Below are 13,625 nucleotides of genomic sequence, written 5' to 3'. Positions count from 1 at the left end.
GTGGCGTTCCTGTTCAGCTTGCGCTTGCCCAAGCAAGCGGCGTATTTGCACCACGATCTTTGATTGACCACCACTCGCCGGTTCGGCGGGCGGTTCTTTTTGACTGTGCCTGGAAGGAGGCTGCTGTGGCTTTTGTTCAACTCGCCGAGGGCGAACTGCACTACCAACTCGATGGCCCGCAAGGTGCGCCCGTGCTGGTGTTGTCCAACTCCCTGGGCACCGACCTGCATATGTGGGACGCCCAGGTCCCGGCGTTCGCCGAGCATTTTCGCGTTCTGCGCCTCGACACCCGCGGCCATGGCCGGTCGCTGGTGACGCCGGGGCCCTACAGCATCGCGCAGTTGGGCGGCGATGTTCTGGCCTTGCTCGATGCCCTGGAGATCCGCCAGGCGCATTTCTGCGGCTTGTCCATGGGCGGCCTGATCGGCCAGTGGCTGGGCATCAATGCGGGTGAGCGGCTGGGCAAACTGGTGGTGTGCAACACGGCGGCGAAGATTGGCGAGCCGTCGGTGTGGAACCCGCGCATCGAAACGGTACTGCGTGACGGCGCGGCGGCGATGGTGGCCCTGCGTGATGCGTCGATTGCCCGCTGGTTTACCGCCGATTTCGCGCAGGCCCACCCCGAACAGGCCGGTAAGATCACCGACATGCTCGCCGCCACCTCGCCGCAAGGCTACGCGGCCAACTGCGCGGCGGTGCGCGATGCCGATTTGCGTGAGCAACTGGGCGCCATCAAGGTGCCGACCCTGGTTATCAGCGGCAGCGAAGACGCCGTCACGCCACCTTCAGGCGGCCACTTTATCCAGGCCCGTGTGGCGGGCGCCGAATACGCCGAGTTCTATGCCGCGCACCTGTCCAACGTGCAGGCCGGTGCTGCGTTCAGTGAGCGGGTGCTGCAATTTCTGCTGGCGCCTTGATCGCCAGGCGTAAAAAAACCGGGCCTTGGGCCCGGTTCTTACGCGTGAAACCTAATCAGTTGACGCTGACGGTCGAACGCGGTGCTACAGGTTGGTTGTCGTTGGAGATGGTGACTTCCACGCGACGGTTCATGGCGCGGCCCGAAACGCTGCTGTTTTCAGCAACCGGGTATTCCTTGCCATAACCCTGGGCCACGATGCGGGCCGGGTCGACACCCATTTTTACCAGGGCCATGCGCACCGAGTTGGCGCGACGCTCAGACAGCGACTGGTTGTACGCCGCGCTGCCGGTGCTGTCGGTGTAGCCTTCGACAATCACCTTGCGGTCCGGGTTTTCGGCCAGGAATTGCGCCAGTTTGTTGATGTTGACCAGGCCGCTGGATTTGAGCTCAGCCTTGTTGGTGGCAAACAGCACGTCGCCGAAGGTCACCAGGGTGCCGCGCTCGGTTTGCTTGGCGTTGAGGCTGTTCTGCAACTGCTTGATCTGCGCGTCACGGGCATCCAGGCGAGCCTGGGCGCGCTGGGCGGCGGAGTTCTTCAGGTTGGCTTCAGCGGTGCGCAGGTTGATGGTTTCCTTGGCAACCTCGACCCGTTGATTGGTCAGGTAGGCCAGTTGATCGACCTTGGCTTCATCTTCGCGGTCCTGGAAGGCTTTGTCGGCCTTGTCCAGCCATTCGCTGGCGTCCTTGGTTTCCAGGGCGGCGACTTTGCTCGCAGCCGGGTTGGCCTGCAGGGCGGAGTAGTTGGTGCGCGCCTGTTCCAGGTTGGCGTTGGGCTGCGTGGAGCACGCGGCCAAGCCAACGCTAAGGGCCAGAAGAGCTGGGATCATCAATTGTTTACGCATAATGGTTCGTCCTTTCTATCGATATAAGGGTGCAGGTTTCGCGTGGTGGATGCGGCGGCTTATTGCACGCTGCGCATGCCTTCCTGACGTAATTCCTGAACACCTTTCTGGGCATCCTGAACAGCGCGCTCAGCCTTGGCGGCCTGGGCTTTGCGCTCGGCGACGCGGGCGTCCCACTCGGCTTGTTCGGCCAGGCGCTTGGCTTCGTCGTACTTTTTGTCGTGCATGGCCAGTTCGGCCTGCTTGAGTTTGTCCTGGGCAGCTTTCATTTCCACGGCCGCGAACTCGGTGCCGCCAGCGGTGACTGCGCTGTTGACCGCAGACTGGGTGACGGCGTACTGCTCGCTCGGCGGGTTGCCAGCGCAACCGGCCAGAATGAAGGTGCTACCGATTGCCAGCGCGGCCAATTTGAGCCCGCGCAGATGGTTAAACGTGGTTTTGGCAGTGCTGGTCTTCATCGTCTTCAACTCCATTGGGTAACTCCTTAAAAACATCAAAAAATGCGTCCTGGACTGGTGCCGTCGCGGCAAATGGGCGAAGGGCTGCGGGCGTGAATTAAAACGACCGTTCCAGTCTTGGCGTACTGGCTGTGACCCGAGGCGTTTTTGAATAGTTCAGAGAAGATGGCCAATTGCCCGAAAATAAATTGATTGGGCACGCGAGGCTCTAGAACGGGAACTTTTGCCGCGCCCAGGGGTACTCCCAGCCCGGGAGGGGCGTGGGAGTAGCCAGAGGGGGTAGCCGAGGAGGCGAGGGCGGTCAGTGCTTGGGTTTGTCGGGGGCCGAAGCCAGCTCATGCAAATGACGACGGGACAGGGCGAGAAAACGCGGTGTGGGGCCGACATCTTCGTACAGCGGGTTGTCCTCCTCGTCGGTGGCCACTACCTGGGCGCCGCGCACGTAAGGGAAGCTCGCTTCGAGTTCTTCCAGGGCGGCGCCGATCAACTCGCCGAGCAGTTCTTCGGGGTGGCGCTTGGGGTACATCTCGGCAATGGCCGCCAGGCGTGCGGCGGCCTCGACGTCCAGGCGAATGGTGTAACCGGTGTCGGTCAGGCGGCCCTTGGCGTTTTCTTCCCAGTGCTGGGCCAGGTCTCGGATTTTCATGGCAACCTCAGTGATTGCCTGCTCGTGGCAGGCCGTAGTGAGTGGCAAGCCGCGATACGGCTCACAGTTGAGACTAGCCCTTGCCCACAAGGTTTAAAGAGTTTGTTGTAGCAAGCGGGCAAGCCCGCTTGCTACAAGGCTTGTAAGAACCCGGCAGCGGCGGCACTCTGGCGCCTTGTCCATCGCCCCCGAGCCTGCTGGAGAAACCGTAGATGACCGATATTGATGCGCGCCTGCGCGAAGACGTTCACCTGTTGGGTGAGCTGTTGGGCAACACCATCCGGGAACAGTACGGGGAAGGCTTTCTCGACAAGATCGAACAGATTCGTAAAAGCGCCAAGGCCGACCGCCGGGGCGCCGTGGACGCGCAACTGAGCGCCACCCTCGGCCAGTTGAGCGAAGACGAGTTGCTGCCCGTAGCGCGGGCGTTCAACCAGTTCCTCAACCTGGCCAACATTGCCGAGCAGTATCAGTTGATCCACCGGCGCGACGACTCGCAACCGGCGCCGTTCGAGGACCGGGTGCTGCCCGAACTGCTCGCCCGCCTGCTGGCCGAAGGCCATGGCGCCGAGGCCCTGGCCCGGCAATTGGGGCGCCTGGACATCGAACTGGTGCTCACCGCCCACCCCACGGAAGTGGCGCGCCGCACCCTGATCCAGAAGTACGACGCCATCGCCTCCCAATTGGCCGCCCAGGATCACCGCGACCTGACCCGCGCCGAGCGCGAGCAGATCCACCAGCGTTTGCAGCGGTTGATCGCCGAGGCCTGGTACACCGAAGAAATCCGCCGCACCCGGCCCACCCCGGTGGACGAAGCCAAGTGGGGCTTTGCGGTGATCGAGCATTCGCTGTGGCACGCCATCCCCAATTCCCTGCGCAAGGCCGACCAGGCGCTGTTCGCCGCCACGGGCCTGCATTTACCCCTCGAGGCGGCGCCGATCCGTTTCGCCTCGTGGATGGGCGGCGACCGCGACGGTAACCCCAACGTCACGGCACCGGTGACTCGCGAAGTGCTGTTACTGGCGCGTTGGATGGCGGCGGATTTGTTCCTGCGCGACATCGAACACCTGGCCGCCGAGTTGTCCATGCAGCAGGCCAGCGATGAGCTGCGTGCCCGCGTGGGCGACAGCGCCGAACCCTACCGGACCCTGCTCAAGCAACTGCGCGATCGCTTGCGCGCCACCCGGCAATGGGCCCAGGCCTCGCTGGCCGAGAACGCGCCGGCGCCGGCCGAGGTGCTGCACAGCAACCGCGACCTGCGTGAGCCGCTGTTGCTTTGCTACCAATCCCTGCACCAATGCGGTATGGGCGTGATCGCCGACGGCCCGCTGCTCGACTGCCTGCGCCGCGCGGTGACCTTTGGCCTGTTTTTGGTACGCCTGGACGTGCGCCAGGATTCCTCGCGGCACACCGCGGCCATGACGGAGATCACCGACTACCTGGGCCTGGGCCGCTACGGCGACTGGAGCGAAGACGACCGCATCGCCTTTTTGCTGCGTGAACTGAGCAACCGCCGGCCCTTGCTGCCCGGCCACTTCAAGCCGTCGGGCGAGACCGCCGAGGTGCTCGCCACCTGCCGGGAAATCGCCGCCGCGCCGGGGGCGTCCCTGGGCTCTTACGTGATTTCCATGGCCGGTGCGGCCTCTGATGTGTTGGCGGTGCAACTGCTGCTCAAGGAGGCCGGCGTACTGCGGCCGATGCGTGTGGTGCCGCTGTTCGAGACCCTGGCCGACCTGGACAACGCCGGGCCGGTGATCGAGAAACTGTTGCTGTTGCCGGGCTACCGCGCGCGCCTGCAAGGGCCGCAGGAAGTGATGATCGGTTACTCCGACTCGGCCAAGGACGCCGGCACCACCGCCGCGGCCTGGGCGCAATACCGGGCCCAGGAACGCCTGGTGGACATCTGCCGTGAGCAGCAAGTGGAACTGCTGTTGTTCCACGGCCGTGGCGGCACCGTCGGGCGTGGCGGCGGCCCGGCCCATGCGGCGATCCTGTCGCAGCCGCCGGGTTCGGTAGCGGGGCGTTTTCGCACCACCGAGCAGGGCGAGATGATCCGCTTCAAATTCGGCCTGCCGGACATCGCCGAGCAAAACCTCAACCTTTACCTGGCCGCCGTGCTGGAGGCGACCCTGCTGCCCCCTCCGCCGCCGCAGCCGGCCTGGCGCGGGCTGATGGACGAACTGGCCGCCGACGGCGTGGCCGCGTACCGCGCCGTGGTGCGCGAGAACCCGCAGTTTGTCGAGTATTTCCGCCAGTCCACCCCTGAGCAGGAACTGGGCCGTTTGCCTCTGGGCAGCCGCCCGGCCAAGCGCCGCGCCGGGGGCATTGAAAGCCTGCGGGCGATCCCGTGGATCTTCGGCTGGACCCAATCGCGCCTGATGCTGCCGGCGTGGCTGGGTTGGGAATCGGCCCTGAGCAAGGCCCTGGAGCGGGGCGAGGGCGAGTTGCTGGCACAGATGCGTGAACAGTGGCCGTTCTTTCGCACCCGCATCGACATGCTGGAGATGGTGTTGGCCAAGGCCGACGCGGATATCGCCCGCTCCTATGACGAGCGCCTGGTGGAGCCAGAGCTGCTGCCGTTGGGCGCGCATTTACGCGACCTATTGTCGCAGGCCTGCGCCGTGGTGCTGGGGCTGACCGGCCAGTCGCAACTCATGGCCCACAGCCCGGCGACGCTGGAATTCATCCGTTTGCGCAATACCTACCTGGACCCCTTGCACCTGCTGCAAGCTGAACTGCTGGCCCGTTCCCGGCAGCAGGAGACGGCCCAGGGCAGCCCCGTAGAACAGGCGCTGCTGGTGTCTGTAGCCGGAATCGCCGCCGGGTTGCGCAATACCGGCTGAGGAATCGGGAGTGGTGGTGGCGGGGCGCCCGGCGCGGGTTGCACGCCACTGCAACCGGCCATCGGCGGCGACTTCGTGGTCGGGTTGCGACTTGGCATACCCGCCCGCAAGAGCCACGGCGGCGGCGGTTCTTGCTACTTTCGGCGGCTTGTGTGGGCAGGGCCTGCTGTGTATCTTGAGCAGCCTTTGGCCGTTTGGGCGGCCACTACCCCCTTTTTCAGATTGGCCCCACGCGGCGAATCCGAGCGTTACTAAATAAAAAATTGAGGAGCACATCGATGCGCGTAATTCTGCTGGGAGCTCCCGGGGCCGGAAAAGGTACTCAGGCTAAGTTCATCACCGAAAAATTCAGCATTCCGCAGATCTCCACCGGCGACATGCTGCGTGCTGCGGTCAAGGCCGGCACCGAACTGGGCCTGATCGCCAAGAGCGTGATGGACAGCGGCGGCCTGGTGTCCGACGACCTCATCATCAACTTGGTCAAGGAACGCATCAGCCAGGCTGATTGCGCCAACGGTTTCTTGTTCGACGGCTTCCCGCGCACCATTCCCCAGGCTGAAGCCTTGGTGAAGGCTGGCGTCGAGCTGGACCACGTGGTGGAAATCGCCGTTGACGACGAAGAAATCGTCCAGCGCATCGCCGGTCGTCGTGTTCACGAGGCCAGCGGCCGCGTTTACCACACCATTTACAACCCGCCGAAAACCGAAGGCCAAGACGACGTTACCGGCGAGCCTTTGGTGCAGCGCAAGGACGACACCGAAGAAACCGTGCGTCATCGCCTCTCGGTCTACCATTCCCAGACCAAGCCGCTGGTGGAGTTCTACCAGAACCTGGCCGCCAGCCAGGGCAAACCCAAGTACAGCCACATCGCGGGCGTGGGTTCGGTCGAAGCCATCACCGGTAAAGTGCTTGAAGCACTGAGCTGATAAGCCTGATCGGCTTTATCGCCAACGGCCCGCTTGCGGGCCGTTGTTGTTTATACTGGCGCACTTTTTTCTCTGTGACGGAAACATCGATGAGCACCTTGCTGGCCCTGGACACCGCGACCGAAGCTTGCTCCGTCGCCTTGCTGCACGACGGCAAGGTGACGAGCCATTACGAGGTGATCCCGCGCCTGCATGCGCAAAAGCTGCTGCCGATGATCCAGCAATTGCTGGCCGAGGCGGGCACTACGCTGCAAGCGGTGGACGCCATCGCGTTCGGCCGCGGCCCTGGCGCCTTCACCGGTGTACGGATCGCCATAGGCGTGGTTCAGGGCCTGGCGTTCGCCTTGGAGCGCCCGGTGTTGCCGGTGTCCAACCTGGCGGTGCTGGCGCAGCGCGCCTTGCGCGAACACGGCGCCGTGCAAGTGGCGGCCGCCATCGACGCGCGCATGGACGAGGTGTACTGGGGTTGCTACCGCGCCATCGACGGCGAAATGCGCTTGGCCGGCAGCGAAGCGGTATTGCCACCGCAAGTGGCGGCATTGCCGGCTGACGCCAGTGGCGACTGGTTCGGCGCCGGCACCGGTTGGGGTTATGGCGAGCGCATTGGCGTCAGCCTGTGCGGCCAGGACGCGGCCATGCTGCCCCACGCCGAAGACCTGCTGACCCTGGCGCGTTTCGCCTGGGAACGGGGCGAAGCCGTCCCTGCCGACCAGGCCCAACCCGTGTACCTGCGCGACAAAGTGGCGACGCCCAAGGCCCGTTGAGCCGCGCAGCCCCGCCAATCGTCTGTTTTCCCGGCAATTTCCCTGCGGTTTTAAACCTTTTTGCCTTTCTGTGTTCTAGTTATCACTTGGGCATTTGCTTAGCGGCATGGGTGCCGCTAAATTGCCATCATTGATACCGGGCATGTGATTATGCGTATAGACGGCGTTTCATCCCAGGCGTACCCCATCAAACGCAAGCCGCGCAAGGCGAATGCGGTGGTGGACGAGGGTGTCGAAGACATCGTCGACGCCGAGATCGAACTGGCCGACACCCCAGTGTCGGTACGCGGTGAAGCCCGCACCGCCAACCTGCCCGCCCGCCAACAAGACATGATCTTCCCGCGCACCATGAGCAAAAGCGTGGCCACCGCCCTGGCCAGCTACCTGACCACCGCCGGTTTCGTCGATTGGGACATGGAAGTGCTGGGGCTCGACCTGCACATCTGATGCTGCCTTATTACCTCGGTTGCCCGTCCTGGAGCGAAAACGCCTGGCGCGAGTACCTGTACCCGCAAGATGCCCGCCCCGCACAGTTTCTCGAACTCTATAGCCAGGTCTTCAACGCGGTCGAAGGCAACACCACTTTCTATGCGCGCCCGGCCGCCAGCACCGTGCAACGCTGGGCCGAGACAATGCCCGCGCACTTTCGCTTCACCGCCAAGTTCCCCGGCAACATCAGCCACGGCGGCGACCTGCGCGAACAACTGAGCGCCGCCGAGACCTTCGTGCAACTGCTCGGCCCCTTGGGCGAGCGGGTGTCGCCGCTGTGGCTGCAATTGCCTGCCGCGTTTTCACCGCAGCGCCTGGGAGAATTGGCCGGATTCATTGATGGCCTTGAACGGCCCCTGGCGGTGGAAGTACGCCATCGCGACTTTTTCGCCAAGGGCGACGCCGAGCGCCAGCTCAATCGCTTGCTGCTGGACCGTGGCGTGGAGCGCATTTGCCTCGACCCGCGGGCACTGTTCAGTTGCACCAGCACCGCGCCTTCGGTCCTGCACGCCCAGGCGAAAAAACCCAAGGTGCCGCCGCGCCCGGCGGCGTTCACCCAGTTCCCGCAGGTACGCTTCATCGGCCATCCGCAGTTGGAAGCCAACGATCCGTTCCTGGTGCCTTGGGTGGAAAAAATCGCCACCTGGATCGAAGAAGGGCGCACGCCGTATATCTTCCTGCACACCGCCGACAACCTGCTGGCGGCCAAACTGGCCCAACGCTTTCATAGCCAGTTGATGGCACGGTTGCCTGGCATGCCCGCGCTGCCTGAGTTATACAGAGAACCCGCCGCGGAGCAGCTTGGCCTGCTCTGACGAACCCGTCGAAGGAGCTCGCCATGGACCTGCCTAACCAAACCCAACGCGCCCATGGGTTCAAGGCCCTGCATGAGGCGCACGGGGTGTTTGTGATCCCCAACCCCTGGGACGCTGGCTCGGCGAAAATGCTCGCCAGCCTCGGCTACCAGGCCCTGGCCACCACCAGCGCCGGGTATGCCTTTTCCCAGGCGCGCCCGGACGGCGGCTTGAGCCTGAACGACACCCTGGAGAACGTCCGCGCCATCGTCGCGGCCAGCCCCTTGCCGGTGGCGGTGGATTTGGAAAACGGTTTCGCCGACGCGCCCCAGGCTTGTGCTCAAGCCATTCTGGCGGCAAGCGAGGTGGGTGCGGTGGGCGGCTCCATCGAAGACGCCACCGGGCGTGCGGGTGATCCTATTTACCCCTTCGACCTGGCGGTGCAGCGTATCGACGCCTGTGTCACGGCGGCGCGCAGCCTGCCGTTCCCGTTTTTGCTGACGGCCCGTGCGGAAAACTTCCTGCATGGCCGCCCGGATCTGGACGACACCATCCGCCGCTTGCAGGCCTTTGCCGAGGCTGGCGCCGACGTGCTCTACGCCCCAGGCCTGCGCACCCCGCAAGAGGTACTGGCGGTGGTGCGCGCGGTGGCGCCCAAACCGGTCAACGTGCTGATGTCCGGGGCGCTCAAGCTCAGCGTGACGCAGTTGGCCGAGATGGGCGTCAAGCGCATCAGTGTCGGTTCGTCCATGGCCCTGGCGGCCTACGGCGCATTTATGGCCGCTGCCCGGGAGATCCAGGAACACGGCACCTTCACCTACACCGACCGCTGCCTGCCTTACGCCCAGGCCAATCAACTGTTCAAGGGCTGACAAACGGTGCGAGTACTGAAAATCCTGCTACTGGCGGTTGTACTGCTGGGCGCCGCGTTGCTGGCGCTGTGGGCAGGCCTGCTGCCGGTGCCGCCAGCCTGGAACCCCTGGGCGCCGCTGGATGTGCGGGCCGCGCCGAACCTGCTGACCCGCTTCAAGTTGCTGCGCCTGCGCGATGACCCGGCGCTGTGTGACCAGGTGCTCAAGGACGCGGGCCTGCGGGTGGCACGGCAAAGCGACAGCCCCGCCGCCACGTGCCCGTTGACCAACACGGTGCGGGTGCAGGGCGGCCCGGTGGCCCTGAGCAGCAGTTTCCTGGCCAGTTGCCCGTTGGCGGTGGCCTTTGCCCTGTTCGACCGCCATGCCCTGCAACCGGCGGCGCACGCGGTGTATGGCCAGAGCGTGGCGCGGGTCGATCACCTCGGCAGTTTCGCCTGCCGCAACATGTACCACCGCCAAACTGGCGCCCTCAGCCAACACGCCCGGGCCAATGCCCTGGATATCGCCGGGTTTCGCCTGGCGGACGGGCGCGCCATCAATGTGCTCAAGGATTGGCCGGGGGAGGGCGCCGACGCGCAGTTCTTGCGGCGGGTGCACGAAGGCGCGTGTGGCCTGTTCAGCGTGGTGCTCGGCCCCGATTACAACGCGGCCCATCGCAACCACTTCCATCTGGACGTGGGGCCGTGGTGGGTGTGCCGTTAAGGGCGTAGCGCAGGTCAGGCGGCGAGGCGCAGGTTGTTCAGAATCAGCGGGCGCGCCCAGCCGATGTCGTAGTTGAGTTGCTTCTGCTGCTCGGCCAGTTCTTCGGCGGCGAAGGCCGGCGCCGGTTTGTCCAGCAACTCCAGCTCGAACTCGGCAATCGGCAGTAACAGCGGCCGTGGCTGAGGCGCCGGGCCGGGTTCTGGAATCGGTTGGCCGGCGTTGAGGACAATAGGGCGCACCCAGCCACTGTCGAAATTCTGCTGTTGCTGTTGGGCGACGATTTCGTCGTCCGGGTAGGGCGGCGCGGGTTTGTCCAGCAGATCCACTTCAAACTCGGCAATGGGCAGGAACAGTGGCTCGGGCGGGCGGATTTCGGTGTCCTGCACGTCGCATTCGCGCTGGGTGAGGATGTGGCTGAGCAGGTCGGCGCCGGCGGTGGGTTCGAGGGGGCCCTCGATGTCCACCGGTTCCAGCGGCTTGATCGTATTCGTCGCGCTCCCTTGCTGCTCGGCCAGGGCCCGGGCAAAAAAATCTTGCCACAGGTGGCTGACGCCGCTCAGTGCTTGGGAGTTGCGTAGGCCGTAGTCGCCGTGGGGCGAGATAAAGCCTACGAATGTGCTGGGAATAATCTCTGACATTTGTCTCGGTCGACGTTCAGCTCTGGCAAAATGCCCGATAGTTTTGTTATCGGCCGTTTTTGCCGATCATTAATTTTTTGGGCGTGTTTTCCATGATTGAACAACCCGCGGCCTGCCGCATCATCGTCCAGGCACTGGACGAGGCGTTCGCCGAACAGGCCCGGCACTGGGCCGACCAACTGGATTTACCCCTGGCCCTGGAGGACGCCGAGTTCGCCTTGCAGGTTGGCGCCCAGGGTTTGCAACTGCAACAGCTGGGGCCAGACGCGCCGGGGCCGGTGCGGGTGGATTTCGTCGAGGGCGGCGCGGCCCATCGGCGTTTGTACGGCGGCGGCAGTGGGCAGATGATCGCCAAGGCCGTGGGTGTGGGCCAAGGCGTGCGCCCGCGGGTGCTGGACGCCACGGCGGGGCTGGGCAAGGACGCCTTCGTGCTGGCCAGCCTGGGCTGCGAGATGAGCCTGATCGAGCGCCAACCGTTGATCGGCGCCTTGCTGGAGGATGGCCTGGCCCGTGGCGCTGAGGATTTTGAGGTGGCGCCGATCGTTGCGCGCATGCGCCTGCTCAAGGGCAACTCGATCGACGTCATGGGCCACTGGGAAGGCGAGCCGCCCCAGGTGATCTACCTGGACCCGATGTTCCCGCACCGTGAGAAAACCGCCCTGGTGAAGAAGGAAATGCGCCTGTTCCGCCCCTTGGTGGGCGACGACCCGGACGCCCCGGCCCTGCTGGCCGCCGCGCTGGCCCTGGCCAGCCACCGGGTGGTAGTCAAGCGCCCGCGCAAAGCGCCGTGCATCGCGGGGCCCAAGCCGAGCCATTCGCTGGACGGCAAATCCAGCCGCTACGACATCTACCCGAAAAAAGCCCTCAAACCCCAGCTGTTGTAGCAAGCGGCCGTCAGTCGGGGCGGTAGGCGCGCATGAACAGCGCGACGACGTCCTGCACGTGGGCCTCGGCCGCCGCGCCGACCACTGGCCCGCCGCAGCCCAGCAGCAGGCGAAAGTTCGCCGCGCCCTTGAGCAGGCAGAAGAAGTGCTCGGCCGCGACCCGTGGGCTGGCGATGCGCAGGGCGCCGATCTGATCGACTTTGGTCAGCAGCCGTTCCATGCCGTTGAGCACCCGTTGCGGCCCTGCCTCGAAGAAAATCTGCGGCAACTGGGGGTCTTGGCTGCCCAGGGCCATGATGAGGCGGTGCAGGTTGACCGAATCCTCGCCGTTAATCAGTTGGTGAAAGCCGCGAGCGATGTTCAACAGCACCTGTTCGATGGGCGCGCCGTCGGGTAATTCGAAAAACAGCGTAGGCAACTGCTCTTCGCACTTGGACATGACGGCGCACGACAGCAGCGTCTCCTTGTCGTTGAAGTGGCTGTACACCGTGAGCTTCGACACACCGGCCTCTGCTGCCACCGCATCCATGCTGGTGTTGGCGTAGCCGTTGCTCAAAAACAGCTTTTTCGCCGCATCAAGGATGGCCTGGCGTTTGGCCAGGTCTTTGGGACGGCCGGGGCCGTTGGGGGCAGAAAGATTGTTCGACATTTTTCGCTTTATTACTGGACTGGTGAGTTTGCTATTAATAACATACCGGCAAGTATAATTATTCCTAGCACCATTAGCGAAAGGTCCTTCACCATGTTCCGCTATGTCCTGCCCCTTGCTTTGCCTGCCAGCCTGGCACTTTTTTTGTCTGCCTGCGGCCATGAAGAACCCGCACAAGTCGTGGTGCGCCCGGCCATGGTGGTTCAGCCAGAGCCTTCGGCCCAGGCCATGGACAGCTACCCCGGTGAGGTGAGGGCGCGCTACGAGCCGGACCTGGCGTTCCGCATCGGCGGCAAGGTCAGCCGACGGCTGGTAGATGAAGGCGAGCGGGTCAAGGCCAACCAGCCCCTGGCCGAACTCGACCCCCAGGACGTGCGCCTTCAACTGGAGGCCGCCCGCGCCCAGGTCGCGGCCGCCGAGGCCAACCTGAGCCTGGTGCGTGCCGAGCGCGACCGCTACAAGACCCTGATGGACCGGCAGATGGTCAGCCGCTCGCAATACGACAACGCCGAGAACCTCTACCGCTCCGGCGAGGCGCGCCTCAAGCAGATCAAGGCCGAATTCGACGTGTCCAACAACCAGGCCAGTTATGCGGTGCTGCGTGCGCCCCAGGACGGTGTGGTGGTGCGCCGCGCCGTGGAAGTCGGGCAAGTGGTGTCGGCCGGGCAAACGGTGTTCACCCTGGCCACCGATGGCGAGCGCGAAGTGCTGATTAGCCTGCCGGAGCAGAGTTTTGGCCGTTTCAAGGTCGGCCAGGACGTCTCGGTGCAGTTGTGGACCCAACCGGGCCAGGCGTTCGCCGGGCGCATCCGCGAGTTGTCGCCGTCGGCCGACCCCAAGTCGCGCACCTTCGCCGCGCGCATCACCTTCACCTCCGGCAAAGTCCCCGCCGAGTTGGGCCAGAGTGCCCGGGTGTCGATTCAGGGCGAAGGCGCGGTGCCACTCTCGGTGCCGCTGTCGGCGCTGACCGCAGAAAACGACCAGACCTACGTCTGGCGCGTGGACGCCAACAACGTACTCAAGCGCACCGCCGTGCGCGTCGGCCCGTTTGGCGAAAAAAGCGTGCCGGTGCTCGAAGGCCTGAACGCCAGCGATTGGGTGGTGGCAGCCGGGGTGCATGTGCTTCACGAGGGCCAGCAGGTGCGGCCCGTGGATCGCTCCAACCGCTCGGTTAACCTGGCGGCCAAGGAGTAGTCCTC

At 64.6% G+C, this 13,625-nt stretch carries 15 protein-coding genes; 10 read left to right on the top strand and 5 right to left on the bottom strand.

The features are described from left to right. Positions 1 to 125 precede the first annotated feature (125 nt). On the top strand, positions 126 to 917 hold the full coding sequence (gene pcaD / locus AC19YT_RS00905) for a 3-oxoadipate enol-lactonase (RefSeq protein ID WP_095108106.1): 792 nt from the start codon (positions 126 to 128) through the stop codon (positions 915 to 917). 55 nt (positions 918 to 972) lie between these two features. Here the strand turns inward: pcaD and lptF are convergent, their stop codons facing one another. From lptF to AC19YT_RS00890, 3 genes are all read right to left on the bottom strand, one after another. Beyond that, positions 973 to 1,761, bottom strand: a complete 789-nt coding sequence (gene lptF, locus AC19YT_RS00900; RefSeq protein WP_095108107.1) for a lipotoxin F family OmpA-related lipoprotein LptF — start codon at positions 1,759 to 1,761, stop codon at positions 973 to 975. Between the two features lie 59 nt (positions 1,762 to 1,820). After that, on the bottom strand, positions 1,821 to 2,234 hold the full coding sequence (locus tag AC19YT_RS00895) for a DUF4398 domain-containing protein (protein ID WP_095108108.1): 414 nt from the start codon (positions 2,232 to 2,234) through the stop codon (positions 1,821 to 1,823). Positions 2,235 to 2,520: 286 nt separating this feature from the next. Continuing rightward, positions 2,521 to 2,865 carry a pilin assembly protein gene (locus tag AC19YT_RS00890; protein WP_095108109.1) on the bottom strand — a complete coding sequence of 115 codons (345 nt, stop codon included), beginning with the start codon at positions 2,863 to 2,865 and terminating at the stop codon, positions 2,521 to 2,523. 212 nt (positions 2,866 to 3,077) lie between these two features. Here AC19YT_RS00890 and ppc point away from each other — a divergent pair, with 212 nt between their 5' ends. The 7 genes from ppc (at position 3,078) to AC19YT_RS00855 (ending at position 10,255) form a co-directional block, all read left to right on the top strand. Next, on the top strand, positions 3,078 to 5,708 hold the full coding sequence (gene ppc, locus AC19YT_RS00885) for a phosphoenolpyruvate carboxylase (protein ID WP_500609563.1): 2,631 nt from the start codon (positions 3,078 to 3,080) through the stop codon (positions 5,706 to 5,708). A 278-nt stretch (positions 5,709 to 5,986) separates the two neighbouring features. Then, entirely contained in the window at positions 5,987 to 6,634 is a 648-nt protein-coding gene (gene adk / locus AC19YT_RS00880; protein WP_095108111.1) for an adenylate kinase, read from the top strand. An 89-nt stretch (positions 6,635 to 6,723) separates the two neighbouring features. Beyond that, complete coding sequence (gene tsaB / locus AC19YT_RS00875; protein WP_095108112.1) at positions 6,724 to 7,398, top strand: tRNA (adenosine(37)-N6)-threonylcarbamoyltransferase complex dimerization subunit type 1 TsaB; 675 nt, start codon at positions 6,724 to 6,726, stop codon at positions 7,396 to 7,398. Positions 7,399 to 7,548: 150 nt separating this feature from the next. Further along, complete coding sequence (locus AC19YT_RS00870) at positions 7,549 to 7,845, top strand: hypothetical protein (protein ID WP_500596727.1); 297 nt, start codon at positions 7,549 to 7,551, stop codon at positions 7,843 to 7,845. Then, positions 7,842 to 8,702: a DUF72 domain-containing protein gene (locus AC19YT_RS00865; protein WP_500609589.1), complete on the top strand. Its 861-nt coding sequence runs from the start codon at positions 7,842 to 7,844 to the stop codon at positions 8,700 to 8,702. The genes AC19YT_RS00870 and AC19YT_RS00865 overlap by 4 nt, the downstream gene beginning before the upstream one ends. 29 nt (positions 8,703 to 8,731) lie before the next feature. Next, the gene (locus tag AC19YT_RS00860) at positions 8,732 to 9,553 is read left to right on the top strand and encodes an isocitrate lyase/PEP mutase family protein (RefSeq protein ID WP_500609588.1); all 822 of its coding nucleotides are present in this window, start codon (positions 8,732 to 8,734) and stop codon (positions 9,551 to 9,553) included. Between the two features lie 6 nt (positions 9,554 to 9,559). Next, complete coding sequence (locus AC19YT_RS00855) at positions 9,560 to 10,255, top strand: extensin-like domain-containing protein (protein ID WP_095108115.1); 696 nt, start codon at positions 9,560 to 9,562, stop codon at positions 10,253 to 10,255. A 14-nt stretch (positions 10,256 to 10,269) separates the two neighbouring features. Here the strand turns inward: AC19YT_RS00855 and AC19YT_RS00850 are convergent, their stop codons facing one another. Continuing rightward, a complete protein-coding gene (locus AC19YT_RS00850) occupies positions 10,270 to 10,893 on the bottom strand; it encodes an energy transducer TonB (RefSeq protein WP_500609562.1) in 624 nt (207 codons plus the stop codon). A 92-nt stretch (positions 10,894 to 10,985) separates the two neighbouring features. On the opposite strand from AC19YT_RS00850, the gene AC19YT_RS00845 reads away from it, so the two are divergent. Further along, complete coding sequence (locus AC19YT_RS00845; RefSeq protein ID WP_500609561.1) at positions 10,986 to 11,777, top strand: class I SAM-dependent methyltransferase; 792 nt, start codon at positions 10,986 to 10,988, stop codon at positions 11,775 to 11,777. A gap of 10 nt (positions 11,778 to 11,787) precedes the next feature. Here the strand turns inward: AC19YT_RS00845 and AC19YT_RS00840 are convergent, their stop codons facing one another. Further along, positions 11,788 to 12,426: a TetR/AcrR family transcriptional regulator gene (locus AC19YT_RS00840; protein WP_095108117.1), complete on the bottom strand. Its 639-nt coding sequence runs from the start codon at positions 12,424 to 12,426 to the stop codon at positions 11,788 to 11,790. A gap of 93 nt (positions 12,427 to 12,519) precedes the next feature. Here AC19YT_RS00840 and AC19YT_RS00835 point away from each other — a divergent pair, with 93 nt between their 5' ends. Beyond that, on the top strand, positions 12,520 to 13,620 hold the full coding sequence (locus tag AC19YT_RS00835) for an efflux RND transporter periplasmic adaptor subunit (protein ID WP_095108118.1): 1,101 nt from the start codon (positions 12,520 to 12,522) through the stop codon (positions 13,618 to 13,620). Positions 13,621 to 13,625 lie beyond the last annotated feature (5 nt).

The sequence above is a fragment of the Pseudomonas sp. MF08875 genome (genome assembly GCF_059862525.1).
Note: the sequence above shows the minus strand (reverse complement) of the source record. Positions and strands in the feature narration are given on the sequence as shown.

Bases quoted from the DNA above. Each gene is read 5' to 3' on its own strand.
- AC19YT_RS00870 (WP_500596727.1), top strand. From the start codon at position 7,549: ATGCGTATAGACGGCGTTTCATCCCAGGCGTACCCCATCAAACGCAAG.
- ppc (WP_500609563.1), top strand. From the start codon at position 3,078: ATGACCGATATTGATGCGCGCCTGCGCGAAGACGTTCACCTGTTGGGT.
- AC19YT_RS00835 (WP_095108118.1), top strand. From the start codon at position 12,520: ATGTTCCGCTATGTCCTGCCCCTTGCTTTGCCTGCCAGCCTGGCACTT.
- AC19YT_RS00850 (WP_500609562.1), bottom strand. From the start codon at position 10,893: ATGTCAGAGATTATTCCCAGCACATTCGTAGGCTTTATCTCGCCCCAC.
- AC19YT_RS00890 (WP_095108109.1), bottom strand. From the start codon at position 2,865: ATGAAAATCCGAGACCTGGCCCAGCACTGGGAAGAAAACGCCAAGGGC.
- AC19YT_RS00895 (WP_095108108.1), bottom strand. From the start codon at position 2,234: ATGGAGTTGAAGACGATGAAGACCAGCACTGCCAAAACCACGTTTAAC.
- AC19YT_RS00845 (WP_500609561.1), top strand. From the start codon at position 10,986: ATGATTGAACAACCCGCGGCCTGCCGCATCATCGTCCAGGCACTGGAC.
- lptF (WP_095108107.1), bottom strand. From the start codon at position 1,761: ATGCGTAAACAATTGATGATCCCAGCTCTTCTGGCCCTTAGCGTTGGC.
- adk (WP_095108111.1), top strand. From the start codon at position 5,987: ATGCGCGTAATTCTGCTGGGAGCTCCCGGGGCCGGAAAAGGTACTCAG.
- tsaB (WP_095108112.1), top strand. From the start codon at position 6,724: ATGAGCACCTTGCTGGCCCTGGACACCGCGACCGAAGCTTGCTCCGTC.
- AC19YT_RS00840 (WP_095108117.1), bottom strand. From the start codon at position 12,426: ATGTCGAACAATCTTTCTGCCCCCAACGGCCCCGGCCGTCCCAAAGAC.